The sequence below is a fragment of the Bradyrhizobium hipponense genome, from assembly GCF_008123965.1.
GTDB lineage: Bacteria > Pseudomonadota > Alphaproteobacteria > Rhizobiales > Xanthobacteraceae > Bradyrhizobium > Bradyrhizobium hipponense.
The window spans coordinates 13506-36851 of the sequence record NZ_VSTH01000055.1; the positions used below are offsets into that span (position 1 = coordinate 13506).

General features: G+C 64.8%; 23 protein-coding genes. 14 read left to right on the forward strand and 9 right to left on the reverse strand.

The genetic code is table 11. The features are described 5' to 3' along the window. Positions 1-3 precede the first annotated feature (3 nt). From FXV83_RS17640 to FXV83_RS42810, 5 genes are all read left to right on the forward strand, one after another. Positions 4-867, forward strand: a complete 864-nt coding sequence (locus FXV83_RS17640) for a metal ABC transporter solute-binding protein, Zn/Mn family (protein WP_148740673.1) — start codon at positions 4-6, stop codon at positions 865-867. 54 nt (positions 868-921) lie between these two features. Next, a complete protein-coding gene (locus FXV83_RS17645) occupies positions 922-1965 on the forward strand; it encodes a CobW family GTP-binding protein (protein ID WP_148740674.1) in 1044 nt (347 codons plus the stop codon). Further along, complete coding sequence (locus FXV83_RS17650) at positions 1965-2984, forward strand: WD40 repeat domain-containing protein (protein WP_187435983.1); 1020 nt, start codon at positions 1965-1967, stop codon at positions 2982-2984. Before FXV83_RS17645 ends, FXV83_RS17650 begins: the two co-directional genes overlap by 1 nt. 30 nt (positions 2985-3014) lie before the next feature. After that, positions 3015-3731, forward strand: coding sequence for an MgtC/SapB family protein (locus tag FXV83_RS17655; RefSeq protein WP_148740676.1), 717 nt, complete (start codon positions 3015-3017; stop codon positions 3729-3731). 97 nt (positions 3732-3828) lie between these two features. After that, the gene (locus tag FXV83_RS42810) at positions 3829-4167 is read left to right on the forward strand and encodes a hypothetical protein (RefSeq protein WP_187435977.1); all 339 of its coding nucleotides are present in this window, start codon (positions 3829-3831) and stop codon (positions 4165-4167) included. A gap of 113 nt (positions 4168-4280) precedes the next feature. On the opposite strand, the gene FXV83_RS17665 is transcribed toward FXV83_RS42810, so the two are convergent. From FXV83_RS17665 to FXV83_RS17690, 5 genes are all read right to left on the reverse strand, one after another. Then, a complete protein-coding gene (locus FXV83_RS17665; RefSeq protein ID WP_148740677.1) occupies positions 4281-5723 on the reverse strand; it encodes a homospermidine synthase in 1443 nt (480 codons plus the stop codon). A 48-nt stretch (positions 5724-5771) separates the two neighbouring features. After that, a complete protein-coding gene (locus FXV83_RS17670; RefSeq protein ID WP_148740678.1) occupies positions 5772-6161 on the reverse strand; it encodes a RidA family protein in 390 nt (129 codons plus the stop codon). Between the two features lie 141 nt (positions 6162-6302). Continuing rightward, the gene (locus FXV83_RS17675) at positions 6303-6890 is read right to left on the reverse strand and encodes a GNAT family N-acetyltransferase (RefSeq protein WP_148740679.1); all 588 of its coding nucleotides are present in this window, start codon (positions 6888-6890) and stop codon (positions 6303-6305) included. Between the two features lie 133 nt (positions 6891-7023). Further along, positions 7024-8166 carry a type III PLP-dependent enzyme gene (locus FXV83_RS17680; protein WP_148740680.1) on the reverse strand — a complete coding sequence of 381 codons (1143 nt, stop codon included), beginning with the start codon at positions 8164-8166 and terminating at the stop codon, positions 7024-7026. Between the two features lie 670 nt (positions 8167-8836). Further along, positions 8837-9091: a hypothetical protein gene (locus FXV83_RS17690; RefSeq protein ID WP_148740681.1), complete on the reverse strand. Its 255-nt coding sequence runs from the start codon at positions 9089-9091 to the stop codon at positions 8837-8839. Between the two features lie 135 nt (positions 9092-9226). On the opposite strand from FXV83_RS17690, the gene FXV83_RS17695 reads away from it, so the two are divergent. From FXV83_RS17695 to FXV83_RS17705, 3 genes are read left to right on the forward strand one after another with little or no spacing between them, the layout of a single operon-like run. Continuing rightward, positions 9227-11308, forward strand: coding sequence for a M3 family metallopeptidase (locus FXV83_RS17695; protein WP_148740682.1), 2082 nt, complete (start codon positions 9227-9229; stop codon positions 11306-11308). Continuing rightward, complete coding sequence (locus tag FXV83_RS17700) at positions 11308-11946, forward strand: DUF1007 family protein (RefSeq protein ID WP_148740683.1); 639 nt, start codon at positions 11308-11310, stop codon at positions 11944-11946. Before FXV83_RS17695 ends, FXV83_RS17700 begins: the two co-directional genes overlap by 1 nt. Then, positions 11943-13040 carry a nickel/cobalt transporter gene (locus FXV83_RS17705; RefSeq protein ID WP_187435978.1) on the forward strand — a complete coding sequence of 366 codons (1098 nt, stop codon included), beginning with the start codon at positions 11943-11945 and terminating at the stop codon, positions 13038-13040. Before FXV83_RS17700 ends, FXV83_RS17705 begins: the two co-directional genes overlap by 4 nt. 160 nt (positions 13041-13200) lie before the next feature. Here the strand turns inward: FXV83_RS17705 and FXV83_RS17710 are convergent, their stop codons facing one another. After that, complete coding sequence (locus FXV83_RS17710) at positions 13201-13599, reverse strand: MAPEG family protein (RefSeq protein WP_148740685.1); 399 nt, start codon at positions 13597-13599, stop codon at positions 13201-13203. Between the two features lie 82 nt (positions 13600-13681). Between FXV83_RS17710 and hemH the strand changes: the two genes are divergently transcribed. The 4 genes from hemH (at position 13682) to FXV83_RS17730 (ending at position 17395) form a co-directional block, all read left to right on the forward strand. Then, on the forward strand, positions 13682-14719 hold the full coding sequence (gene hemH, locus FXV83_RS17715; protein WP_148740686.1) for a ferrochelatase: 1038 nt from the start codon (positions 13682-13684) through the stop codon (positions 14717-14719). A gap of 10 nt (positions 14720-14729) precedes the next feature. Beyond that, positions 14730-15701, forward strand: coding sequence for an ABC transporter substrate-binding protein (locus FXV83_RS17720; protein ID WP_148740687.1), 972 nt, complete (start codon positions 14730-14732; stop codon positions 15699-15701). 229 nt (positions 15702-15930) lie between these two features. Beyond that, complete coding sequence (locus FXV83_RS17725) at positions 15931-16926, forward strand: SPFH domain-containing protein (protein ID WP_148740688.1); 996 nt, start codon at positions 15931-15933, stop codon at positions 16924-16926. 25 nt (positions 16927-16951) lie between these two features. Further along, the gene (locus tag FXV83_RS17730) at positions 16952-17395 is read left to right on the forward strand and encodes an NfeD family protein (RefSeq protein ID WP_148740689.1); all 444 of its coding nucleotides are present in this window, start codon (positions 16952-16954) and stop codon (positions 17393-17395) included. 241 nt (positions 17396-17636) lie between these two features. On the opposite strand, the gene FXV83_RS17735 is transcribed toward FXV83_RS17730, so the two are convergent. After that, entirely contained in the window at positions 17637-17963 is a 327-nt protein-coding gene (locus FXV83_RS17735) for a winged helix-turn-helix transcriptional regulator (protein WP_148740690.1), read from the reverse strand. Between the two features lie 72 nt (positions 17964-18035). Here FXV83_RS17735 and FXV83_RS17740 point away from each other — a divergent pair, with 72 nt between their 5' ends. Continuing rightward, complete coding sequence (locus tag FXV83_RS17740; protein WP_235939788.1) at positions 18036-18605, forward strand: carboxymuconolactone decarboxylase family protein; 570 nt, start codon at positions 18036-18038, stop codon at positions 18603-18605. A gap of 109 nt (positions 18606-18714) precedes the next feature. Here the strand turns inward: FXV83_RS17740 and FXV83_RS17745 are convergent, their stop codons facing one another. Continuing rightward, on the reverse strand, positions 18715-19722 hold the full coding sequence (locus FXV83_RS17745; RefSeq protein ID WP_187435979.1) for a KpsF/GutQ family sugar-phosphate isomerase: 1008 nt from the start codon (positions 19720-19722) through the stop codon (positions 18715-18717). Between the two features lie 192 nt (positions 19723-19914). Here FXV83_RS17745 and FXV83_RS17750 point away from each other — a divergent pair, with 192 nt between their 5' ends. Then, positions 19915-21654 (forward strand): outer membrane beta-barrel protein, encoded by a 1740-nt coding sequence (locus FXV83_RS17750; protein ID WP_148740692.1) that lies wholly within the window; start codon positions 19915-19917, stop codon positions 21652-21654. Between the two features lie 212 nt (positions 21655-21866). Here the strand turns inward: FXV83_RS17750 and FXV83_RS17760 are convergent, their stop codons facing one another. Beyond that, positions 21867-23318, reverse strand: coding sequence for a glutamate synthase subunit beta (locus tag FXV83_RS17760; protein ID WP_148740693.1), 1452 nt, complete (start codon positions 23316-23318; stop codon positions 21867-21869). Between the last annotated feature and the right edge of the window lie 28 nt (positions 23319-23346).

A 23346-nucleotide genomic window follows, 5' to 3' on the forward strand; every position in this document is an offset into this window, starting at 1 on the left:
GCGATGCGGCTTATCCTGTTTTGTGTGCTCTTGCTGATCACCTCGCCGCTGCATGCCGCCGAGCGGCTCAACGTGGTCGCGAGCTTCTCGATCCTCGCGGATTTCGTCCGTAATGTCGGCGGTGACCGCATCAGCCTCACCACGCTGGTTGGCGCCGACAGCGACGTCCACGTCTACACGCCGGCGCCTGGCGACGCGAAGCGGATCGCCGACGCAAAGCTCGTGATCGTCAATGGGCTCGGCCTCGAAGGCTGGCTGCCGCGGCTGGTGCAATCCTCGGGCAGCAAGGCAAGGGTCGTCACCGCAAGCACCGGCATTGCGCCCCTGAAACTCGGCACGGCTGCAGATCCCCATGCCTGGCAGTCGGTCCCCAACGCCAAGGCCTACGTCACCAACATCGCCAGTGCGTTGGCCGCCGCCGACCCGGACGATGCGGACTTCTTCCGTGCCGAGGCAAAAGCCTATCTGGAAAAGCTCGAAACGCTCGACCGCGAGGTGCGTGAGGCGGTGGCAAAAATCCCGCCGGAGCGGCGCAAGGTGATCTCCACCCACAACGCCTTCGGCTATTTCGCCGCCGAATACGGCGTCCGGTTCATCGCGCCCTTGGGGGTCTCCACCGAAACCGAGCCCAGCGCCCGCGATATTGCTGCGATCATCGGCCAGATCAAGGCCCAAAAAATCCCGGCGGTATTCCTGGAGAATATCAGCGATGACCGGCTGATCCGCCGGATCGCCGCCGAGACCGGCTCAAAGGTCGGCGGGACCCTGATTTCGGACGGTTTGACCGGCGAAAAGGGGTCCGCACCCACTTACATTGACATGGTCAGGCACAATATAAAGGCGCTGACCAGCGCGCTTGACCATTAGGGCAGGGGGCCACCCCGCCTCGCGTCGCGCAAAAGCCCGAAGTCCGGAGTTGTTATGTCTGAAGCGACCTCTCAAAAAATTCCCGTGACCGTCCTCACCGGCTATCTCGGTGCCGGCAAGACCACGCTTTTGAACCGCATCCTGTCGGAAAACCACGGCAAGAAGTACGCCGTCATCGTCAACGAATTCGGCGAGATCGGCATCGACAACGACCTCATCATCGGCGCCGATGAGGAAGTGTTCGAGATGAACAATGGCTGCATCTGCTGCACCGTGCGCGGCGACCTCGTGCGTATCATGGACGGGCTCATGAAGCGCAAAGGCAAGTTCGACGCGATCATCGTCGAGACCACGGGGCTTGCCGATCCGGCGCCGGTGGCCCAGACCTTCTTCGTCGACGAGGACGTGCAGAAGAACGCCCGGCTCGATGCGGTGGTGACGGTTGCCGACGCCAAATGGCTGTCCGACCGGCTCAAGGATGCGCCAGAGGCCAAGAACCAGATCGCCTTCGCCGACGTCATCGTCCTGAACAAGACCGATCTCGTCACCAAGGGCGAACTTGCCGAGGTCGAGGCCCGGATCCGCGCCATCAATCCTTATGCGAAACTGCATCGCGCCGAGCGCTGCTCGGTGGCGTTGGCTGACGTGCTCGATCGCGGCGCATTCGACCTCGATCGCATCCTCGATATCGAGCCGGACTTCCTGAATGCCGACGATCACGACCACGATCATGACCACCACCATGACGGCCATGACCATCATCATGATCACGGCCACGGCCTGAAACACTATCACGACGAGGACATGCAGTCGCTGTCGCTCAAGACCGACAAGCCGCTCGATCCGAACGTGTTTATGCCCTGGCTCCAGAACCTGGTGCAGGTCGAGGGCGGGAAGATCCTGCGCTCCAAAGGCATCCTCGCCTTCCACGACGATGACGACCGCTACGTCTTCCAGGGCGTCCACATGATGCTGGAGGGCAATCATCAGCGGAAATGGAACGACGGCGAGCGGCGCGAGAGCCGCCTCGTCTTCATCGGCCGCGAATTGCCGGAAGAGGCTATTCGCACGGGCTTCGAGAGCTGCATCGTCTCGTGATGAAAGAGTTTACGCCGGCTCCCGATTCAGCCTCGATCGTTTCCGTCACCGACCGCGTCAAGCCGGTCGCGCTCGGCATAGGCGTGATCTCAGCGCATTTCCTCGGCGACCGCGCCGTCTTTGTCGGCGGTGAGGAGAATGTCGCTTTCGTCGATGCCAAGGGCGAGATCAGCAAGGTCGCCGTGCATAGCGGCGGCATTCTCTCGGCCGCGTGCGACGGCAAGCGCCTCGTCATGGGCGGCGACGACGGCAAGGTTGTCTCGCTCGATGCCAAGGGCGAGGTGACGCTGCTTGCCACCGACCCGAAGCGGCGCTGGATCGATGCGGTGGCGCTGCACCCGGACGGCGCCTTCGCCTGGTCGGCCGGAAAGTTCGCCTTCGTCAAGAGCGGCAAGCAGGAAGAGAAATCGATCGAGGTGCCCTCGACCGTCGGCGGGCTTGCGTTCGCGCCGAAGGGCCTGCGGCTTGCGATCGCGCATTACAACGGCGCGACGCTGTGGTTTCCGAACATGGCGGCCACGGCCGAATTCCTGCCCTGGGCCGGCTCGCATCTCGGCGTCACCTTCAGCCCGGACAACAAATTCCTGGTCACCACGATGCATGAGGCGGCGCTGCACGGCTGGCGGCTTGCCGACAACAGGCACATGCGCATGACCGGCTATCCCGGCCGCGTCCGCTCGATGTCCTGGAGCGCGGGCGGCAAGGCGCTGGCGACCTCGGGCGCCGACACTGTCATCCTGTGGCCGTTCGCCAGCAAGGATGGCCCGATGGGCAAGGAGCCCGCGATGCTCGCGCCGCTCCAGGCGCGCGTGTCGGTGGTCGCCTGCCACCCCAAGAACGACATCTTCGCCGCCGGCTACAGCGACGGCACCGTGCTGATGGTGCGGCTGGAGGACGGCGCCGAGATCCTCGTCCGCCGCAACGGCACGCCGCCCGTGGCCGCGCTCGCCTGGAACGCCAAAGGTACGCTGCTCGCGTTCGCGGATGAAAATGGGGACGGCGGGCTTCTGGAGCTTTGATCTGTCATCGTTCTGACCGTATAGGGGGCCATGCGGTTTCTGACGACCTTCCAGATTGCTGATTTTCTCGACACGCTGGTCAGCCTGTTCACGGCCTTCGTGCTGGGCACGCTGATCGGCGCCGAGCGGCAATACCGGCAGCGCACTGCGGGCCTGCGCACCAACGTGCTGGTTGCGGTCGGTGCCGCCGCCTTCGTCGATCTCGCCATGCATCTGACCGCCGCGGACGGCGCGGTGCGGGTGATCTCCTACGTCGTCTCCGGCATCGGCTTTCTCGGCGCCGGCGTCATCATGAAGCAGGGCATGGACGTGCGCGGGCTCAACACCGCGGCGACGCTGTGGGCGTCGGCCGCAGTCGGCTCCTGCGCCGGTGCCGACATGATCGCGCAGGCGGCTGCGCTGACCGTGTTCGTCATCGCCGGCAACACCATGCTGCGTCCGCTGGTCAACGCCATCAACCGCATCCCGCTGAACGAGAAGGCATCGGAGGCGACGTACTATTTCAAGCTCGCGGTTGCGGCAGATGCTCTGCCCGACATGCGCGACCGGCTCGTCGACAAGCTCGAGGGTGCAAAATATCCGGTGGCCGATATCGACGTGGTCGAGACCGGGGATGACCTGATCGAGATCGTCGCAAAGCTGGTCGCGACCGCGGTCGATCCGAACGAGCTCAACGCGGTGGCGACCGATCTGCAACACCTGCCCGGCGTCCGCCACGCCACCTGGGAAGTCAGCACTTCCGACTGAGCGCGGCGTTTTGGCGCGAGTGCGGTTCCCGATTTGTCCAGCAAGGAACCGCTGTCGCGCCAATTCGTTGATCCCGCGGACAAAAGCGGTGATCGACATGACCGGCAAAGACCACAAGGGCACACTGACACGAGACCTGCTGATCGCCTGCTCGCTGTTTGTGGTTGGCGTCGTGGTGTCGGGCCTGTCGTTGGCGCAGATCCGTGCCGAGAGCCGGATGCAGACGGCGCAAGCGACGCCGCCGCTCCAGGGCACGCCCTCCGACGATCAGAGCAAGACGCCCGCGGAATCCAAGCCCGGCGGCGAACGGCCGACCACGCCGGCGCCCGAACCCGCGCGCCCCGAACCGCAGACCCAAGGCACAGCGGGCGCGGCTAAACCAGCATTGCCGCCGGCACCGGCCGAGAAGATCGCGCCGCCAATTAAGGAGAAGTAGCGACCTGGTCGTTGCAGCGTCATGGCCGGGCTTGTCCCGGCCATCCACGTTCTTGGAGCTGCACGAAGAAAGTTCGTGGATGCCCGGACAAGCCCGGGCATGACGATCAGTCCTCAGCGCACCAGAACATTCCGGAACTGCCAGGGATCGCTGGTGTCGATATCCTCCGGAAACAGTCCCGGACGATCCGTCAGCGGCGTCCAGTCGGTGTAGAAACCGTTCACCGGGCCGAGATACGGCAACTGGATTTCCAGCAGACGATCGAAATCCATCTCGTCTGCTTCGACGATGCCTTCGTTCGGGTTTTCCAGCGCCCACACCATGCCGCCGAGCACGGCAGAGGTCACTTGCAGGCCGGTGGCATTCTGATAGGGCGCGAGCTTGCGGGTCTCTTCGATGGAGAGCTGCGAGCCGTACCAGTAGGCATTGTTGTCATGGCCGAACAGCAGCACGCCGAGCTCGTCGATGCCATCGACGATTTCGTTCTCGTCGAGAATGTGGTGCTTTTCCTGCATCTTCGCTGCGCGGCCGAACATTTCATGCAGCGACAGCACGGCATCGTCAGCCGGATGATAGGCATAGTGGCAGGTCGGCCGATAGACCGCCGTGCCCGATGCGTCGCGCACCGTGAAATAATCGGCGATCGAGATCGACTCGTTGTGGGTGACGAGGAAGCCATATTGCGCGCCGCGAGTCGGGCACCAGGTGCGCACGCGCGTATTGGCGCCGGGCTGCATCAGATAGATGGCGGCGCCGCAGCCGGCTTCGTGGGTACGCGCATTCTCGGGCATCCATTTTTCATGGGTGCCCCAACCGAGTTCGGACGGCTGCACGCCTTCCGACAGGAAACCTTCCACCGACCAGGTGTTCACGAAGACGTCCGGCTCTTTCGGGGACTTGGAGCGCTGGGTGTCGCGTTCGGCGATGTGGATGCCCTTGATACCAGCCTGCCGCATCAAGTCCGCCCATTCGGCTCTGGTCTTCGGCTTGGGGGCATTGAGCTTAAGATCAGCGGCGACATTGAGTAGCGCCTGCTTGACGAAGAAGGAGACCATGCCGGGATTGGCGCCACAGCAGGAGACGGCCGTCGTCGAGCCGGCGGGGCGCGCCTTCTTGGCGGCCAGCGTCGCTTCGCGCAGGGCGTAGTTGGAGCGCGCTTCCGGGCCCTTCGAAGCATCGAAATAGAAACCGAGCCAGGGCTCGTTGACGGTGTCGATATAGAGAGCACCGAGTTCGTTGCAGAGCTCCATGATGTCGGTCGAGCCGGTATCGACCGAGAGATTGACGCAAAAACCCTGGCCGCCGCCTTCGGTGAGCAGCGGGGTCAGCAACTCGCGATAATTGTCCCTGGTCACGCCCTTCTGGATGAATCTGACATTGTGCTTCTCGCAATGTGCTTTGCGGCCCTCGTCCTTCGGGTCGATCACGGTGATGCGCGACTTGTCGTAATCGAGATGCCGCTCGATCAACGGCAACGTACCTTTGCCGATGGAGCCGAAGCCGACCATGACAATGGGACCGGTGATCTTCGCGTAGATCTGCGAGGCGGGGCTCATGGGATGGATTCTCCGGAAAGTGCGGGCAGACAAAGGGTGAGGGGTGGATCAGGCGCGGCGGCGCTTGGCGGTCACTTCGATCTCGACCTTCATCTCGGGCTTGTAGAGCGCTGAGACGGCGACGAGCGTTGCGGCCGGCCGGATGTCGCCGAGGATTTCGCCGCAAACAGCGAAGTGGGCGTCCGCGTCCTTGATGTCGGTGAGGTAGTAGGTCACGCGGACGATATCGGCCATCTCGAATCCGCCCTCCTTCAGGGCGGCTTCGATGGTCTTGAAGCAGTTGCGTGACTGGCTGGTGACATCGGCCGGCATCGTCATCGTGGTGTAGTCGTAGCCGGTGGTTCCCGCGACGAAGGCGAACTCGCCGTCGATCACAGCGCGGCTGTAACCGGCGGTCTTCTCGAACGGGGAGCCGGTGGAAATCAGGCGACGGGGCATGGGCTCGGACCTCGATTGAGGGGATGTTTCGCGGGTTAAAGGGCGTTTCTCGGGCTCGCGCAACCCCAAAGCAACGGGCGTCAGAACAGGCGCGTGCAGGCACCGCCGCGCGACGCGGCTCGGCGCCATCATGGCAATCCCTTAGGCCGCGTGCGCGTCGAGGGCGCGCGATGCCCGCCGTTTGGGCAAGGCCGCGCCCGTGGGGGCGATCATCCCGGACGCGCCGTCGAGTGCGCCTTCGGTGAATTCCAGCGCGAGCAGGCGGTCGCGCTCGAACGGGCCGGGCAGCGAGAGCTCACCGGTCCTGGCGGCCGAGAAGCCGAAGCGCGCGTAATAGGCGGCATCGCCGAGCAGGATCACGGCGGCATGTCCGCGCGCCCGGGCGGCGGCCAGCGCTTGTTGCATCAGCGCGGCGCCGATCCCGAGCTCGCGGCAGGCAGGGTCGACCGCCAGCGGTCCGAGGACCAAGGCGGGCCTGCCTCCGGCGCTGACGTGCCACAGACGCACGGTACCCACGAGTTGTCCCTCGTGCACGGCGGCCAGCGCGAGGCCGGCGGCGGGTGCACGTCCGTCGCGCAAGCGCTGGCAGGTGCGGCCATGGCGGTTCTCGCCAAAGCAGGCATCCAGCAGCGATTCACGCATCGCGACGTCGGCAGCACGCTCGGCACGGATCGCGAACGGAGCGGCTTTCGAGGTGAGGGCGATCTGTGGCTTCCGAAGAGCAGTCATGGCGCGTCAGTCCCCGCTTGGACCGGCGTGCGAGAAGCACGCCGGTCCAAGGCGTCGTCAGAATCGAAATGTCAGGGAAGGAGCCGGCAAGCCGGCTCCCGGGTTCGTCAGGCCTCAGAAAAAGAGAGGCTGCTTAGATGTGGTACGTCTTCAGCGGCGGGATGCCGTTGAACGCCACCGCCGAGTAGGTCGACGTATAGGCTCCGGTACCTTCGATCAGCAACTTGTCGCCGATCTCGAGCGTGACGGGGAGCGGATACGGGGTCTTCTCGTACAGCACGTCGGCGCTATCGCAGGTGGGCCCAGCGAGCACGCACGGCGTCATGTCCGCCCCGTCATGCGGGGTGCGGATGGCGTAACGGATCGACTCGTCCATGGTCTCGGCGAGACCGCCGAACTTGCCGATGTCCAGATAGACCCAGCGCACCTCGTCCTCGTCGCTCTTCTTCGAGATCAGCACGACCTCGGATTCGATGATGCCGGCGTTGCCCACCATGCCGCGGCCCGGCTCGATGATGGTTTCCGGAATCTGGTTGCCGAAGTGCTTGCGTAGCGCGCGGAAGATCGACCGGCCGTAGGTGACCACCGGCGGCACGTCCTTCAGGTACTTGGTCGGGAAGCCGCCGCCCATGTTGACCATGGTCAGGTTGATGCCGCGCTCGGCGCAGTCGCGGAATACCTGCGAGGCCATCGCCAGCGCGCGGTCCCACGCCTTCACCTTGCGCTGCTGCGAGCCGACATGGAAGGAGATGCCGCACGGCTCCAGGCCCAGGCGCTTGGCGATGTCGAGCACATCGACGGCCATTTCCGGGTCGCAGCCGAACTTGCGCGACAGCGGCCACTCTGCGCCGGCGCAGTCATAGAGGATGCGGCAGAACACCTTCGCAGCCGGAGCGGCACGGGCGACCTTCTCGACCTCGGCGGCGCAATCGACCGCGAACAGGCGAATGCCGAGCGCGAAAGCGCGCGCGATGTCGCGCTCCTTCTTGATCGTGTTGCCAAAGGAGATGCGGTCGGGCGTAGCTCCAGCGGCCAGCGCCATCTCGATCTCGGCGACCGTCGCGGTGTCGAAGCAGGAGCCCATGGAGGCGAGCAGGGCCAGCACTTCCGGCGCCGGGTTCGCCTTGACGGCATAGAACACGCGGCTGTCGGGCAGCGCCTTGGCAAAGGTCTGGTAATTGTCGCGCACGACTTCGAGGTCGACGACGAGGCAGGGCTCGGTGTCCCGGCCCTCGCTGCGGCGGTTGCGCAGGAATTCCTGAATACGTTCGGTCATAGCACTCTCCCAAACGGCCCAGCGACGGGGATCCGTTCAAAAAATGACGTCGGATAAGAGCGCTCCGGCCAGATCGCGCGATGGAGGCGCGACGAAGCCAAAGACTCAAACCAGACTGTGCTGCCGTGGATTGGTCGGGAATTTTCCCGCCCGCACACCTGGCAATGAAGGACAAGCCTTTTCAGTAGCCCGCGCCGGCGTTGGAATGCCGGTAGAGACCAAAAAAGCCCGATCCGTCGTTGCTTTAAGTCGCGTCCCCCGTTGAGAGCGGGGTGCGCCGGTTCGCCTCCGGCTGCCAGTCACGGTTGCAAAGAGTAAAGTCACCTTCGACAAGGCATCTCTTGAGAGAGATGCTGGACGCTTCGGGTTCGCTTCGTCTTCCGACTTTTCAGTCTTCCGATTTCGACGCTTCCGAAGAGCCCCTCGGCTTCTTCACCCCTTGGCGGCTGTCCGGCCTCTTGTCCGGATACCTACCGACTGACACACGACCACAGGCACGTGCGAAATTGGGCAAGTCCGCAAATAAGCGTTTTGACTCTGCTTCGCAAGAATTTTTTTAGGCTGCCAACCGAATTGCCTAACATCTGCTTGCGCTGTGTCGCGCAGGCGACGCCGAACATGAACAGGCGTTAAGTTTTTCCGTGCAGCGCGCGTGTCTCGCGCGTGCGCTTCAGCCGCGCTTCGTGAACGGCTCGACGCGCTGAGCCCCACGGATGAAGGCGGTCATGACGAGGACGCCGAGTGCGAACAGCACGGCCTGGAGGATATGTGCACCTTGATCGCCGAGCCCGAACAGGATCGCGAGCGCCCAGCCGCCGGCAAAGGCCGCACCGAACACTTCGGCGCCGATCAGGATGGCGGCACTGATGATGGTGATGACGCTAGGCCAGACGATCTGACGGGAGGACGAGGAAGGCGCGTTCATGGGGTCAAGGTCCGTAGCTTCGAGGGCCGCAATCTCCCCGAAAAGCCCGCCGGGAGCAAGGCCAAATGGCCCAAAAAAGCCCCATCGCGTGCTATAGCTGGCTCCGACAAATCGGCTCAGAAATCGGGACTTGTGATGTCAGAACTTCGCCAAACTACGGACTCCGAGACCAACCCGCTGCTGAAGGCCTGGGTGACGCCGTTTGCGACCCCACCCTTCGACGAGATCAAGCCGGAGCACTTCCTGCCGGCCTTCGAGCAGGCCTTCGCCGACCATTCCGCCGAGATCGCGGCGATCACCAACGATCCGGCCGCGCCGGACTTCGCCAACACCATCACGGCACTGGAGCGCTCCGGCAAGCTGTTGAACAAAGTCACCGCGGTCTTCTACGATCTCGTCTCGGCGCATTCCAACCCGGCCATCCTGGAGATCGACAAGGAGGTCTCGTTGCGGATGGCGCGGCACTGGAATCCGATCACGATGAATGCCGTGCTGTTTGGCCGCATAGCCCAGCTGCACGAGAACCGCGCCAATCTCGCGCTGACGCCGGAGGAGCTCCGGCTGCTGGAACGCACTTACACGCGCTTCCACCGCTCCGGCGCCGGCCTTTCCGATGAGGCCAAGACGCGCATGGCCGAGATCAACGAAAAGCTCGCCCAGCTCGGCACCGGCTTCAGCCATCATCTGCTCGGCGACGAGCAGGAATGGTTCATGGAGCTCGGCGAGGGCGACCGGCAGGGCCTTTCCGAGAGTTTCGTCGCCGCCGCCAAGGCCGCGGCAGAAGAGCGCGGCATGGCCGGCAAGGCCATTGTCACGCTGTCGCGCTCCTCGGTCGAGCCGTTCCTGAAGAGCGCAGGCCGGCGCGACCTGCGCGAGAAGATCTACAAGGCCTTCATCGCGCGCGGCGACAATGGCAATGCCAACGACAACAACACGATCGTCGTCGAGATCCTGAAGCTGCGCGAGGAGAGCGCCAGGCTGTTGGGCTATCCGACCTTCGCCGCCTACCGGCTCGAGGATTCCATGGCCAAGACGCCGGAGGCGGTGCGCGGCCTGCTGGAACGGGTCTGGAAACCCGCCCGCGCCCGGGCGCTGGCCGACCGCGATGAGATGCAGACGCTGATCACGCAAGAGGGCGGCAATTTCAAGCTCGCGCCCTGGGATTGGCGGTTCTACGCCGAAAAGCTCCGCCTCCAGCGCGCCAATTTCGACGACGCCGCGATCAAGCCCTATCTCGCGCTCGATCATATGATCGCGGCTGCCTTCGACTGCGCCACGCGCCTGTTCGGCATCACCTTCGAAGAGCGCAAGGACGTCCCGGTCTGGCATCCGGACGTCCGCGTCTGGGAAGTGAAGGGACGGGACGGCAAGCACAAGGCGCTGTTCTATGGCGATTACTTCGCCCGGTCGTCAAAGCGCTCCGGCGCCTGGATGACCTCGCTGCGCGACCAGCAGAAGCTCGACGGCGAGATCGCGCCGCTGATCATCAATGTCTGCAACTTCGCCAAGGGCGCCGACGACCAGCCCTCGCTGTTGTCGCCCGACGACGCCCGGACCCTGTTCCACGAGTTCGGCCACGGCCTGCACGGCATGCTCTCCAACGTGACCTATCCGTCGCTGTCGGGCACTTCCGTGTTCACCGACTTCGTTGAGCTGCCGTCGCAGCTCTACGAGCATTGGCAAGAGCGGCCCGAGGTGCTCCAGCAGTTCGCCCGCCACTATCAGACCGGCGAGCCGCTGCCCGACGACCTGCTGCAACGGTTCCTTGCCGCGCGAAAGTTCAACCAGGGCTTTGCCACCGTCGAGTTCGTTTCCTCGGCCCTGATCGACCTCGAATTCCACACTCAGCCGGCTGCGGCCGCGCAGGACGTGCGTGCCTTCGAGAAAAAAGAGCTGGAGAAGATCGGCATGCCCGAGGAGATATCGCTGCGGCACCGGCCCACGCAATTCGGCCACATCTTCACCGGCGATCATTATGCCGCGGGCTATTACAGCTACATGTGGTCGGAGGTGATGGACGCCGACGCCTTCGGCGCGTTCGAGGAGGCCGGCGACATCTTCGATCCGGCCGTGGCCAAGCGCCTGCACGACGACATCTATTCGAGCGGCGGATCGGTCGATCCGGAAGCAGCCTACGAGGCCTTCCGCGGCCGGCCGCCGGAGCCCGACGCGCTGCTCCGCCGTCGCGGCCTGCTCGACGACGCAAAGGCGGCCTGATGGGCATGCGCGCCCTGTTCGGATTGCTGCTCGCCGCCGGCCTCACGCTCGCAGGCAGCGCGGCGCGGGCGCATCCGCATGTCTGGATCACCGCGACCAGCGAATTGCTCTACGCAACCGACGGCACCATCACCGGCGTTCGCCACGCCTGGACCTTCGATGACATGTTCTCGGCCTACGCGGTGCAGGGGCTCGAGGGCAAGACCAAGGGGGCCTATTCGCGCGAGGAGCTGGCGCCGCTGGCGCAGACCAATGTCGAGTCGCTGAAGGAATATGCCTACTTCACCTTTGCGCGAGCCGACGGCAAGAAGGAGCGATTCCAGGAGCCGGTCGACTACTTCCTCGACTACAAGGATACGGTGCTGACCTTGCACTTCACGCTGCCGCTGAAGAATCCGGTCAAGCCCAGGCAGCTGATGCTCGAAGTGTTCGACCGCTCCTTCTTCATCGACTTCCAGATGGCCAAGGACAATCCGGTCAAGCTGGTCGGCGCGCCCGCCGGCTGCCAGACGAAGCTGGAGCGCCCGAGCGACGGCACGGCGAGCGCGCAGAAGCTCAACGAGCAGACTTTCATGAGCGGCGAGAACGCCAATTTCGGCATGATGTTCGCCAACAAGATCACGGTGGATTGCCCTTGAAGCGGCATCTCTCTCCTCTCGGACGCGGGCTGATCGCCTGCGCTGCGGTTCTCCTCGTCGCCGGCTTGGCCGATGCCGCACTTCACGATGTCCTCGCGCAAAATCCGTTTGGCGCGCCCCGGCCGGCGGCCGAGCCCGAGGCCGGCGGCGTCATCGGCTGGCTGCTCGCCAAGCAGTCGGAATTCTATCGGCAGATGTCCGCGACCATCCGTGCCGCCAAGACCGACGGCTCGGCGGTGTGGACGCTGCTCTTTATCTCGTTCGCCTACGGCATCTTCCACGCTGCCGGCCCCGGCCACGGCAAGGCGGTGATCACTTCCTATCTTGTCGCCAACCGCGAGACCGCGCGGCGCGGCATCGTGCTGTCGTTCGCGTCCGCATTGATGCAGTCGCTGGTCGCGATCCTCATCGTCGGCATCTCGGCCTGGGTGCTGAATGCGACCGCAAAGACGATGTGCAGGGCCGAAGGCGCGATCGAGATCGCGAGCTACACCCTGATCGCGCTGTTCGGCCTGCGCCTGGTCTGGGTCAAGGGCGGCACCTTCATCCGTGCACTGCAGGCCAGTCAGCCCGTGCCGGCGATCGCGGGCGTGCCGCATCATCACGATGACGGCCATCACCAGCATGATGCGTATGATCATCATCACCGCGATCATGGTGGCGGTCACATCCATGCCCACCACGGCCATGACCACGTCCACGACGAGCATTGCGGCCATTCCCATGGTCCCGCGCCGATCGAGCTCGCCGGGCCCGGCGGCTGGCGCCGAGGCTTCGCCGCGATCCTGACCGTCGGCATCCGCCCATGCTCGGGTGCGATCCTGGTGCTGGTGTTCGCGCTGGCGCAGGGGCTGTTCTGGGCCGGCATCGCCGCGACCTTGCTGATGGGGCTCGGCACCGCGATCACGGTTGCAGCCATCGCGGTCGTTGCCGTTTTCGCCAAGGACGTTGCCGGCCGTCTGAGCGCCGGGCGCGACGGCGGAGGTGCGTTGTTCATGCGTGGCATCGAATTCGGTGCCGCCGGCCTCGTGCTGCTGTTCGGCGCAGGTCTGCTGTTCGGCTACATCGCGGCCGAGCGGACGACGTGTTTTTGAGCTCTTCCCTCTCCCCTTGTGGGAGAGGGTCGCTTCGCAAAGCGAAGCGGGGTGAGAGGTTCTCTCCGCGAATTCCTCTTCATCGATGGGCTCGCGGATCTAAGCCCTCATCCGGCGCTTCGCGCCACCTTCTCCCACAAGGGGAGAAGGGAAGAAAAGGTCACATCGGCAAAAATCGCTTCAACATCGGCATGAAGAAAATCCCGAGATTGATCGCAAAGCCGATGCTCCAGAGGATGGAGCGCAGCGTCGGGCGGTTGCCGAGATAGGTCAGCACATAGGCGATCCGCACGATCAGGAACAGCACCGCGAGCTCGTCGATCAGGCGCTGCGGCGAATCCCGGAATTCGGCGAGCAGCACGGCGAAGGCGAAGAACGGGAAGGTCTCGATGCCGTTCTGGTGCGCGCCGAGCGCGCGCTGCGCGATGGCGTCCTCATAGAAGGCGGGATCGCGCGGCCGCGAATTGTCGAAGCTGCGAAACCTGATCCATTTGATCGAGGCGATCGTCGTCAGATAGAGCAGCAGCGCTCCGAATACGCACCATTCCGCGAGTGTCATCGGCCCTCCCCCGCTCGGGTGCGACCCTAGCGAAATCGGCCTCATCTTGACAAGTTCGGAGCAACGCGCGACGCAACTTGCCATGACGACCATTGCCCCCATCGCGACCGTGACGTCAGCCGTGCTGGCTGGCCTGTCGCGTGTCGGCGTGCTCCTGGTCAATCTCGGCACGCCCGATACGGCCGATGCTCCCGGGGTGCGCATCTATTTGAAGGAATTCCTCTCCGATCCCCGCGTCATCGAGGACCAGGGCCTGATCTGGAAGCTGGTGCTGAACGGGATCATCCTGCGCAGCCGTCCCCGGACCAAGGCGCTCGACTACCTCAAGATCTGGAACACCGAGAGAAACGAGTCGCCGCTGAAGACCATCACGCGGTCGCAGAGCGACAAGCTCGCAGCCGCGTTGTCGGACCGCAGCCACGTCGTCGTGGACTGGGCGATGCGCTACGGCAATCCCTCGATCCAGTCGGGCATCGAGGCGCTGATCGCCAAGGGTTGCGAACGCATCCTCGCCGTGCCGCTTTATCCGCAATATTCGGCCCCGACCTCGGCCACCGTCTGCGACGAGGTGTTCCGCGTGCTCTCCCGCCTGCGCGCGCAGCCGACATTGCGGGTGACGCCGCCTTATTACGAGGACGAGGCCTATATCGAGGCGCTTGCGACCTCGATCGAGGCGCATCTCACCACGCTGCCGTTCAAGCCGGAGCTGATCGTCGCCTCGTTCCACGGCATGCCGAAATCCTATGTCGACAAGGGCGATCCCTATCAGGGCCAATGCGTCGCCACCACCGAGGCGCTGCGCCGGCGGCTCGGGATGGATGCGGCAAAGCTGCTGCTGACGTTCCAGTCGCGCTTCGGCAATGCCGAGTGGCTCCAGCCCTACACCGACATGACGATGGAGCGTCTCGCCAAGGAGGGCGTGCGCCGCATTGCCGTGGTGACGCCGGGCTTTTCCGCCGACTGCCTGGAGACGCTGGAGGAGATTGCGCAGGAGAATGCGGAGATCTTCAAGCATAATGGCGGCGAGCAGTTTTCCGCGATCCCCTGCCTCAATGACAGCGAACCCGGCATGGATGTGATCCGCACCCTGGTGCTCCGCGAGCTTCAGGGCTGGATTTGACGAGCGCCCCATGAACCGTCGCGAGGTCTTGAGGCTTCTTGGGACGCTTGCCATGCTGCCGTCTGCGGCACTGGCACAGTCCGCGACGCGCCGGCTCGGCGTGCTCTCGGTCACGGCCGACGACGATGCGGTCGGGCAGACCCGCAGCGCCATCCTGGTCGAGGCGCTCGCAGCGCACGGCTGGAAGGAGCACGGCAACCTCGAGATCGACTGGCGCAGTGGTGGCGGCGACCGGGCGCGCATCGCGCGGCTCGCCGACGAGCTCGTCGCGCTCAAGCCGGACATCCTGCTCGCGATCGGCACGCCGTCGGTGGAGGAGCTGCGCCAGCGCACCGCGACGACGCCGATCGTGTTCGCCGTCGTCACCGATCCCGTCGGCCAGGGGTTTGTCGAGAACCTCGCCCATCCCGGCGGCAACATCACCGGCTTCACCGATTATGACGGCCCGCTGGCCGGCAAATGGCTGGAGATGCTGACGCAGGTCACGCCGCGCGTCGCCCGTGTCTTCGTCGTCTATAATCCCGCCACCGCCCCGTTCGCCGGCCTCATGCTGCGCACGATCGAGGGCGCCGCGCAGAAGCTCGCTGTAATCGTCGAGCCTGCGCCGGTGCATGACGCCGCCTCGATCGCCGCGCTGGCATCGCGGAAGGACGGCGGCTTCCTGATCCTGCCGGACTTCTTCACCATGGCCAATCGCGCGCCTCTGCTGGCCGTGATCGCCGAGGCGCGCGTGCCGGCGGTGTTCTGGAGCCGCACCTTCGTCGACGAGGGCGGGCTGATGTCCTACAGCACGGACAGCGTCGAGCAGCTCCGCCGCGCCGCCTCCTATATCGATCGCATCCTGAAGGGCGCGCTGCCTGCCGACCTGCCGATCCAGAACCCCACCAAATTCGAGCTCGCGATCAACCTGAAGGCGGCTAGGGCGCTCGGCCTCACCATCGCCCCCGGCCTGCTCGCACTCGCAAACGAGGTCATCGAATAGGCTTGTCGAGACAGGCGGGAGAGTCAGAAACGTTAATGCTGGCCGCTAGGTCCGCGCCGGCACGCTTTCAAGAGCGTCGTGCAAATACTTAGTCGTGACCGTTCCCTCTCCGTGCGTCTTGTGCAGAATTGCGCCGATGCCGACGTGAGTCGCGACCGCTGAACCGTTGGGGTCGTGATCCCGACCAATGACAGCGCCGGAAAGGTTCTTTTCCTGCCTTGGAGGACATATGAGCGGTTTCGACATTTTCGCGATTGTGCTGGTATTGCTCGTCATCGTCACGCTCTTTGCCGGCGTGAAGACGGTGCCGCAGGGCTATGACTGGACCATCGAGCGGTTCGGCAAATACACCCAGACGCTGACGCCGGGGCTCAATCTGATCGTGCCCTATTTCGATCGCGTCGGTCGCAAGATCAATATGATGGAGCAGGTGATCAACATTCCCGAGCAGGAGGTGATCACCAAGGACAACGCCACCGTGACGGTGGACGGCGTCGCCTTCTTCCAGGTGTTCGACGCCGCGAAAGCCAGCTACGAGGTCTCCAACCTCGAGCAGGCGATCATCGTACTAACTATGACCAACATCCGCTCGGTGATGGGCTCAATGGATCTCGACCAGGTGCTGTCGCACCGCGACGAGATCAACGAGCGCCTGTTGCGCGTGGTCGATGCCGCGGTCTCGCCGTGGGGGTTGAAGGTCAACCGGATCGAGATCAAGGACATCGTGCCGCCGGCCGATCTCGTCGAGGCGATGGGCCGGCAGATGAAGGCCGAGCGCGTCAAGCGCGCCGACATCCTGCAGGCCGAAGGCGCCCGCCAGTCCGAGATCCTGCGCGCCGAGGGCGCCAAGCAGGGCCAGATCCTCCAGGCCGAAGGCCGCCGCGAGGCCGCCTTTCGCGATGCCGAGGCGCGCGAGCGCCTGGCGGAAGCCGAGGCCAAGGCGACCCAGATGGTCAGCGACGCCATCAGCAAGGGCGACGTCGCTGCGCTGAACTATTTCATCGCCGACAAGTACATCAAGGCGTTCGGCCAGCTGGCCGACTCGCCGAACCAGAAGATCATCATGCTGCCGGTGGAAGCGATGAGCATGCTGGGCTCGCTCGCCGGCATCGGCGAGATCGCCAAGGCAACGTTCGGCGAAAGCGCAGCGTCCGCCGCGGCCGCCGCCCGCCGCAGCTCGGTGCCACCTACGGCGCCCACGCCGCCGGCAGTGCCGCCGAGGTAACGGGATCACTCACAGAGGTCGTGTCATGACCGACATGTTCGTTTCGCTCGGCACTTGGAACTGGCTGATCTTCGGCTTCATCTTGATGGGGCTGGAGGTGCTGGCGCCGGGCGTGTTCTTGTTCTGGCTCGGGCTCGCCGCGCTGCTGGTCGGCCTGATCTCGTTCGCTGTCGTCGTATCCTGGCAGATCCAGCTCGTGATGTTCGCGTTGTTCGCAGCCGCCGCCGTCCCGGTGTGGCGCCGGCTCGCCCGGCCGAAGCTCGGTACCAGCGCAAGCCCCTTCCTCAACAAGCGCGCGGATGCGTTGCTCGGCCGCGAGTTCACGCTGGAGAAGCCGATCGTCGACGGCAGCGGCACGATGCGCATCGGCGACACCGTCTGGCGTGTCTCCGGCCCGGACACGCCGGCCGGGACGAGAGTGAAGGTGGTGCAGGTGGATGGCGCCAACCTGACGGTCGCCGCGGCGTGACTCTTCTTCCCTCCCCCCTTGTGGGGGAGGGTGGCTCGCCACGTAGCGGCGAGACGGGTGAGGGGTCTCTCTCCGCGATGAATCTGCTGCAAGTGAGTGCGAGGAGAGAGACCCCTCATCCGGTGCCATAGCCGATGCAAAGCATCGGCGTTTTTAAGAAACGGCGGCCGAAGGCCGCCTATGCCACCTTCTCCCACAAGGGGAGAAGGGAAGTCTGCGTGCTTGGCCACATCTTGGATTCCTACTTCCTCCACCTCTCCGCAAACTTGTGCAGCGGCATGAACGTCTCGCACAAATCCCGCCCGAGCGGCGTCAGGCCGTAGCCGCCGGCCTCGCCGAGCCCCACAAACCCCGCTTCGCGCAGTTCGCTCAGCCGCGCTTGCAGCACCGTCGGCGAGGCCTCGTCGCAGGCGGTGCGCAGCGCGCGGGAGGTGAGGGGAGCATCGCGCAACTCCCACAAGATCCGCAGGCTCCAGCGCCGTCCCAGCAGGTCGAGCAGCGCCATGATCGGCCGTCCCGTGCGCGAGCCGCGGACGCCGCTTGATCTGGAAGAGGCCTGTTTCGCCATCGTGACCCTCTTGCGCTATGCTACAGATAATGTAGCATCGTGCTACGATAATCGTAGCACCGGAGACGGCCCATGTCTCAAGCCATATCTCAAGCCATGCCTCGCATCGCGCCGCTGGGGCCGCCTTATCCCCCGGACATCCAGGTGCAGTTCGACCGCATCATGCGCGGCGCGCCGCCGCTGATGCTGTTCCGGGTGATGGCGGGCCACACCCGCGCCTGGGACAAGTTTCGCGCCGGCGGCCTGCTCGATCCCGGGCCGCTGTCCTTGCGCCAGCGCGAGATCGTCATCGATCGCACCTGCGCGCTGAACAAATGCGAATATGAATGGGGCGTGCATGTCGCGGTCTTCGCCGGGCCGGGGAAACTCACCGAAGACGAGGTCCGCGCCACCGTCCATGGCGATGCGAGGTCAGCGTGCTGGTCGCCGGCCGAGCAGGCGCTGATCGCGGCCGTCGATGCGCTGCATCACCGCGCGACGTTGACTGACACGGAATTCGCCGCGCTTGCGGCGCATTACGACGAGGCGCAGATTCTCGAGATCATGCTGCTCTGCGGATTCTATCGCACGGTGTCGTATCTGGCGAATGGGCTGCGGCTGCCGCTGGAGGAGATAGCGGCGCGGTTTCCGGCGCAGCTCTAACCGCCGTCATTGCGAGGAGCTCTTGCGACGAAGCAATCCAGGCTGTCTCCGCAGAGGCAGTCTGGATTGCTTCGCTACACTCGCAATGACGGAGGAGAGAGAGGGCGCGCTAAGCCACGCCCGCCCGCAGCAGATCGTGCAGATGCACGATGCCGACCACCTTGTCCGCTTCTGTCACGACCAGCGTCGTGATCTTGCGCGTGTTCAGCACCTCGATCATCTCAGTCGCGAGCATCGACGGCGGTACGGTTTTCGGCTGCCTGGTCATGATGTCGTCGACCGACGCCGTCAAAAGATCCGGCCGCATATGACGGCGCAGATCGCCATCGGTGATGATGCCCGCGACCTCGCCTCCCTCGTTGACGATGCAGACGCACCCCAAACCCTTGGCCGACATTTCCATCACGGCGTCCGACATCTTGGTGCCGGCCGGCTTCACCGGGATCTCTGCGCCGGTGCGCATATAGTCGCGGACGAATTTCAGCATGGCGCCAAGCTTGCCGCCGGGGTGGAAATGCGCGAACTCCAGCGCGGTGAAGCCGCGGCCTTCGAGTAAGGCGATCGCAATCGCATCGCCGATTGCGGCCTGCATCAGCGTCGAGGTGGTTGGCGCCAGATTGTGCGGGCAGGCCTCGCGCGCCTTCGGCAGCTCGATCACAATGTCGGCGGCCTGTCCGAGCGAGGAGGCCGCGTTCGAGGTCACCGCGATCATCGGGATCGCAAACCGCGCCGAATAATTCACGAGGTTCTTCATCTCCGGCTGCTCGCCGGACCAGGACAGCGCCATGATGACGTCGTCGGTGGTGATCATGCCGAGGTCGCCATGACCGGCTTCGGCGGCATGCACGAAGAAGGCGGGCGTGCCGGTCGAGGCCATCGTCGCCGCGATCTTGCGCGCCATGTGGCCGGACTTGCCGAGCCCGGTGACGATGACGCGGCCCTTGGCCTGCCGGATCAGGTCGACAGCTGCGGCAAACGTTGCGCCGAGCGGGCCGCGCAGCGCGGCGGCGAGCGCGTTGATGCCGCCGCTCTCCGTCTCCAGCGTGCGGAGCGCGGATTCGACACTGGCGGGGGCGGGGCCGGATGATTGGGTCATCAGCGGTTTCGAACTCGGCATGCTTCTATCCAGGGAGGTGGGCGATCGCCCGGTCGGCGCCTCCTTAGCACGCCGAGGCCTTCGAGGCGACGCGTGCCTCCAGACCCTCAACGGGTCATTAACCATAATTGTTTTAACTCCATTAACGATGGTTCCCGCCGTTCGCGGTGGGCCATCGACGAAGTACCTGATTTCGTTGGAGTTATTCTTATCGTGGTGGCGTCTCCAGGCAGGAGCCGGAGCAAACGCGCGCAACTCGTCCGCGCGGTTTTGCCATGCCTGTTGCTGACTGCGCTGGAGAGCGCTCCGGCCACGGCCCAGAGCCTCACGCCCGATCTGTTCAATCCGAGCCGCGGCGGCTTCGCCTCGCCCGACACGCTGCCGACGCGCCGCACGGCCGGCGTGCCGCAGGCGCCATCGGATGCGCTGGCGGTGCTGCCCGATCCCAATGCCGATCCACGCAAGCGCCAGCAGGCGCCGGCGAGTTCGCGCATCGGTCAAGTCCCGACCTACGGCCTGCCTGCCGCCAATGGCGCCAGCGGTTCAGGTTACGACTCGCTCAACCGCAAGCGGCAGCAGCCAAAGCTCTATCCGGGGCAGCCGAAGCCGAAGCGCGCCGGCCCGGGCTCGCCGGTGCTTGCTACGACACCGGTCACGAGCCTCGGTCCGCCGCGCATTGCACCGCCGCCGTCGGACAGCGCCAACAAGACGCCGGTTCCGCGGGCGATGGCCGGCACCGTGCCCGGCCAGCCGCTCCGCCGCCGCCTCAAGCTCGACGAAGATCCGTTCGGCGCGGTTGGCGACTATGCCGGCAGCTTCCTGATCAAGGGCGGGCTCGAACTCTCCGCTGGCTACGACACCAATCCGGCGCGCCTCAACAAGCCGGTCGGCTCGCCGGCCTACGTGGTCGCGCCCGACCTGCTCGTGGTGTCCGACTGGGAGCGCCACGCGCTGGTCGCCGATTTGCGCGGCTCGTTCTCGGGCTACACCAACAACATGCCGGCGACGATCGACGGCTTCGCTTCGCCCTCGCCGGTCGAGGTCGATCGCCCCGATTTCACCGGGCATGTCGACGGCCGCTTCGACGTCGATCGCGACCTCAAGCTGACCTCGCAATTTCGCCTCAGGCTCGCCACCGACAATCCCGGCAGCCCGAACGTGCAGGCCGGCCTGCAGAAATTTCCGGTCTACGCCACCTATGGCGGCACCTTCGGCTTCGACCAGACCTTCAACCGCTTCCAGGTCGCGGCCGGCGCCACCGTCGATCGCACTGCCTACACCAACTCCAAGCTCACCGACGGCACGACCTCGAGCAACGACGACCGCGATTTCAACCAGTATGGCGGCGTCGGACGCTTCTCCTATGAGCTGAAGCCGGGCCTGAAGCCGTTCGTCGAGATCCAGGGCTACAGCCGCGTGCACGACCAGCCGGCCGATCGCAACGGCTACTTCCGCGATTCATCCGGCGGCTACGGCAAGGTCGGCTCGTCCTTCGAGTTCTCGCGCATCCTCACCGGCGAGGTCTCGGTCGGCTATTCCGCGCGCAACTATGTCGACCCGCGCCTGAGCCAGCTCGCAGGCTTTCTCACCTCCGGCTCGCTGATCTGGAACGCCAGCGGCCTGACCACGGTGAAGTTCTTCACCGACACCCAGATCGCGGAAACCACCGTCCCCGGCTCCTCCGGCGTGCTGGTGCGCACCTACGCTGCCGAAGTCGATCACGACTTCCGCCGCTGGCTCACGGCCGTGGGCAAGTTCACCTACGGCACGCTCGACTACCAGGGCCAGAACCGCAACGACAAGACCTACTCGCTCGAAGGCAATCTGATCTACAAGCTCAACCGCAACCTCTGGATCAAGGGCATGCTCCGCCACGACATTTTGGACTCGAACCAGCCGGGCTCGAGTTCGCAGGGGACGGTGGTGATGGTCGGAGTGAGGATGCAGAATTGAGGGCTCCGGGATGGTGGGCCCGGCGGAGCGAAGCCTCGGATGTCGTCCTGGCGAAGGCCAGGACCCATTACCCCAGGGAGAGGTTTGACGACGACCGGTCGTTCGGGATTGGCACCGTCTGCCATCGATAGATTTCGCGGTATGGGTCCTGGCCTTCGCCAGGACGACAGCGGATTGCTTGTCTGCCTTCGAGCTGTGCGGCTCGCTAGAACCTATCGTGGCAGATCCGTCTTCCCCATCAAGAACGTATCGATCGACCGCGCACAAAGCCGGCCCTCGCGGATCGCCCAGACCACCAGCGACTGGCCGCGGCGCATGTCGCCGGCCGAGAACACGTTCGGGCGTGAGGTCTGGTAGTCGAGCGTGTTGGCCTTGACGTTGCCGCGCGGGTCGAGCTCGACCGAGAGCAACTTGAGCAGACCTTCGTGCACGGGATGGACGAAACCCATCGCGAGCAGGACGAGCTCGGCGTCGAGGTCGAACTCGGTGCCGGCAATCGGCTTGAACTTGTCGTCGACGCGCACGCAGTGCAGCTTCCTGACCTTGCCGTTCTCGCCGGAAAACTTCTGCGTCAGCACGGCGTATTCGCGGATCGCGCCTTCGGCCTGGCTGGAGGAGGTGCGCATCTTCAGCGGCCAGTTCGGCCAGGTCAGGCCCTTGTTCTCGCGCTCGGGCGGGGCCGGCATGATCTCGAGCTGGGTGACCGAGAGCGCGCCCTGGCGCAGCGAGGTGCCGATGCAGTCAGAGCCGGTGTCGCCGCCGCCGATGACGACGACATGCTTGCCACCGGCCAAAATCTCGGTGACGCCGCCCAGCGGCTCCTCGGAGACGCGGCGGTTCTGCTGCGGCAGGAAATCCATCGCATAGTGGATGCCGTCGAGGTCGCGGCCGGGAATCGGCAGGTCGCGCGGGGCTTCCGCGCCGCCGGTCAGCGCGACCGCATCGTACTCGTTGAGCAGCTCGCGCGGATCGACATTGCCGTCGGCGCCGACATGGCTGTTGTAGTGGAAGGTGACGCCTTCGGCTTCCATCTGCACCACACGGCGGTCGATGATGTTCTTCTCCATCTTGAAGTCGGGAATGCCATAGCGCAGCAGGCCGCCGGCCTTGGCGAACTTCTCGAACAAATGCACGTCGTGGCCGGCTCGCGCGAGCTGCTGCGCGCAGGCCATGCCGGCCGGACCAGAGCCGATCACGGCGACCTTCTTGCCGGTCTTGACGGAGGCGACCTCAGGCTTGACCCAGCCATTGTCCCAGGCGCGATCGACGATCGCGCATTCGATGGTTTTGATGGTGACGGGGTTGTCGTCGATGTTGAGCGTGCAGGATGCCTCGCACGGCGCCGGACAAATGCGGCCGGTGAACTCCGGAAAATTGTTAGTCGAGTGCAGGTTGCGCGAGGCTTCTTCCCAGTTGTCCTGATAGACGAGGTCGTTGAAGTCGGGGATCTGGTTGTTGACCGGGCAGCCGGGCGTGCCGGGCGCGACCGACCCGGTGCCGTGGCAAAAGGGAATGCCGCAGTTCATGCAGCGCGCGGCCTGGTCGCGCGTTTCCTTCTCGCTCAAGGGAACGACGAATTCGTGAAAATGCTTCACGCGCTCGGCGACCGGTGCGTACTTGCGATCATGCCGTTCGATTTCGAGAAAACCCGTGACCTTGCCCATCAAACGCGAAGTCCCTGCCGCTTAATCG

Bases quoted from the DNA above. Each gene is read 5' to 3' on its own strand.
- FXV83_RS17640 (WP_148740673.1), top strand. From the start codon at position 4: ATGCGGCTTATCCTGTTTTGTGTGCTCTTGCTGATCACCTCGCCGCTG.
- FXV83_RS17645 (WP_148740674.1), top strand. From the start codon at position 922: ATGTCTGAAGCGACCTCTCAAAAAATTCCCGTGACCGTCCTCACCGGC.
- FXV83_RS17650 (WP_187435983.1), top strand. From the start codon at position 1,965: ATGAAAGAGTTTACGCCGGCTCCCGATTCAGCCTCGATCGTTTCCGTC.
- FXV83_RS17655 (WP_148740676.1), top strand. From the start codon at position 3,015: ATGCGGTTTCTGACGACCTTCCAGATTGCTGATTTTCTCGACACGCTG.
- FXV83_RS42810 (WP_187435977.1), top strand. From the start codon at position 3,829: ATGACCGGCAAAGACCACAAGGGCACACTGACACGAGACCTGCTGATC.
- FXV83_RS17665 (WP_148740677.1), bottom strand. From the start codon at position 5,723: ATGAGCCCCGCCTCGCAGATCTACGCGAAGATCACCGGTCCCATTGTC.
- FXV83_RS17670 (WP_148740678.1), bottom strand. From the start codon at position 6,161: ATGCCCCGTCGCCTGATTTCCACCGGCTCCCCGTTCGAGAAGACCGCC.
- FXV83_RS17675 (WP_148740679.1), bottom strand. From the start codon at position 6,890: ATGACTGCTCTTCGGAAGCCACAGATCGCCCTCACCTCGAAAGCCGCT.
- FXV83_RS17680 (WP_148740680.1), bottom strand. From the start codon at position 8,166: ATGACCGAACGTATTCAGGAATTCCTGCGCAACCGCCGCAGCGAGGGC.
- FXV83_RS17690 (WP_148740681.1), bottom strand. From the start codon at position 9,091: ATGAACGCGCCTTCCTCGTCCTCCCGTCAGATCGTCTGGCCTAGCGTC.
- FXV83_RS17695 (WP_148740682.1), top strand. From the start codon at position 9,227: ATGTCAGAACTTCGCCAAACTACGGACTCCGAGACCAACCCGCTGCTG.
- FXV83_RS17700 (WP_148740683.1), top strand. From the start codon at position 11,308: ATGGGCATGCGCGCCCTGTTCGGATTGCTGCTCGCCGCCGGCCTCACG.
- FXV83_RS17710 (WP_148740685.1), bottom strand. From the start codon at position 13,599: ATGACACTCGCGGAATGGTGCGTATTCGGAGCGCTGCTGCTCTATCTG.
- hemH (WP_148740686.1), top strand. From the start codon at position 13,682: ATGACGACCATTGCCCCCATCGCGACCGTGACGTCAGCCGTGCTGGCT.
- FXV83_RS17720 (WP_148740687.1), top strand. From the start codon at position 14,730: ATGAACCGTCGCGAGGTCTTGAGGCTTCTTGGGACGCTTGCCATGCTG.
- FXV83_RS17725 (WP_148740688.1), top strand. From the start codon at position 15,931: ATGAGCGGTTTCGACATTTTCGCGATTGTGCTGGTATTGCTCGTCATC.
- FXV83_RS17730 (WP_148740689.1), top strand. From the start codon at position 16,952: ATGACCGACATGTTCGTTTCGCTCGGCACTTGGAACTGGCTGATCTTC.
- FXV83_RS17735 (WP_148740690.1), bottom strand. From the start codon at position 17,963: ATGGCGAAACAGGCCTCTTCCAGATCAAGCGGCGTCCGCGGCTCGCGC.
- FXV83_RS17740 (WP_235939788.1), top strand. From the start codon at position 18,036: ATGTCTCAAGCCATATCTCAAGCCATGCCTCGCATCGCGCCGCTGGGG.
- FXV83_RS17745 (WP_187435979.1), bottom strand. From the start codon at position 19,722: ATGCCGAGTTCGAAACCGCTGATGACCCAATCATCCGGCCCCGCCCCC.
- FXV83_RS17760 (WP_148740693.1), bottom strand. From the start codon at position 23,318: ATGGGCAAGGTCACGGGTTTTCTCGAAATCGAACGGCATGATCGCAAG.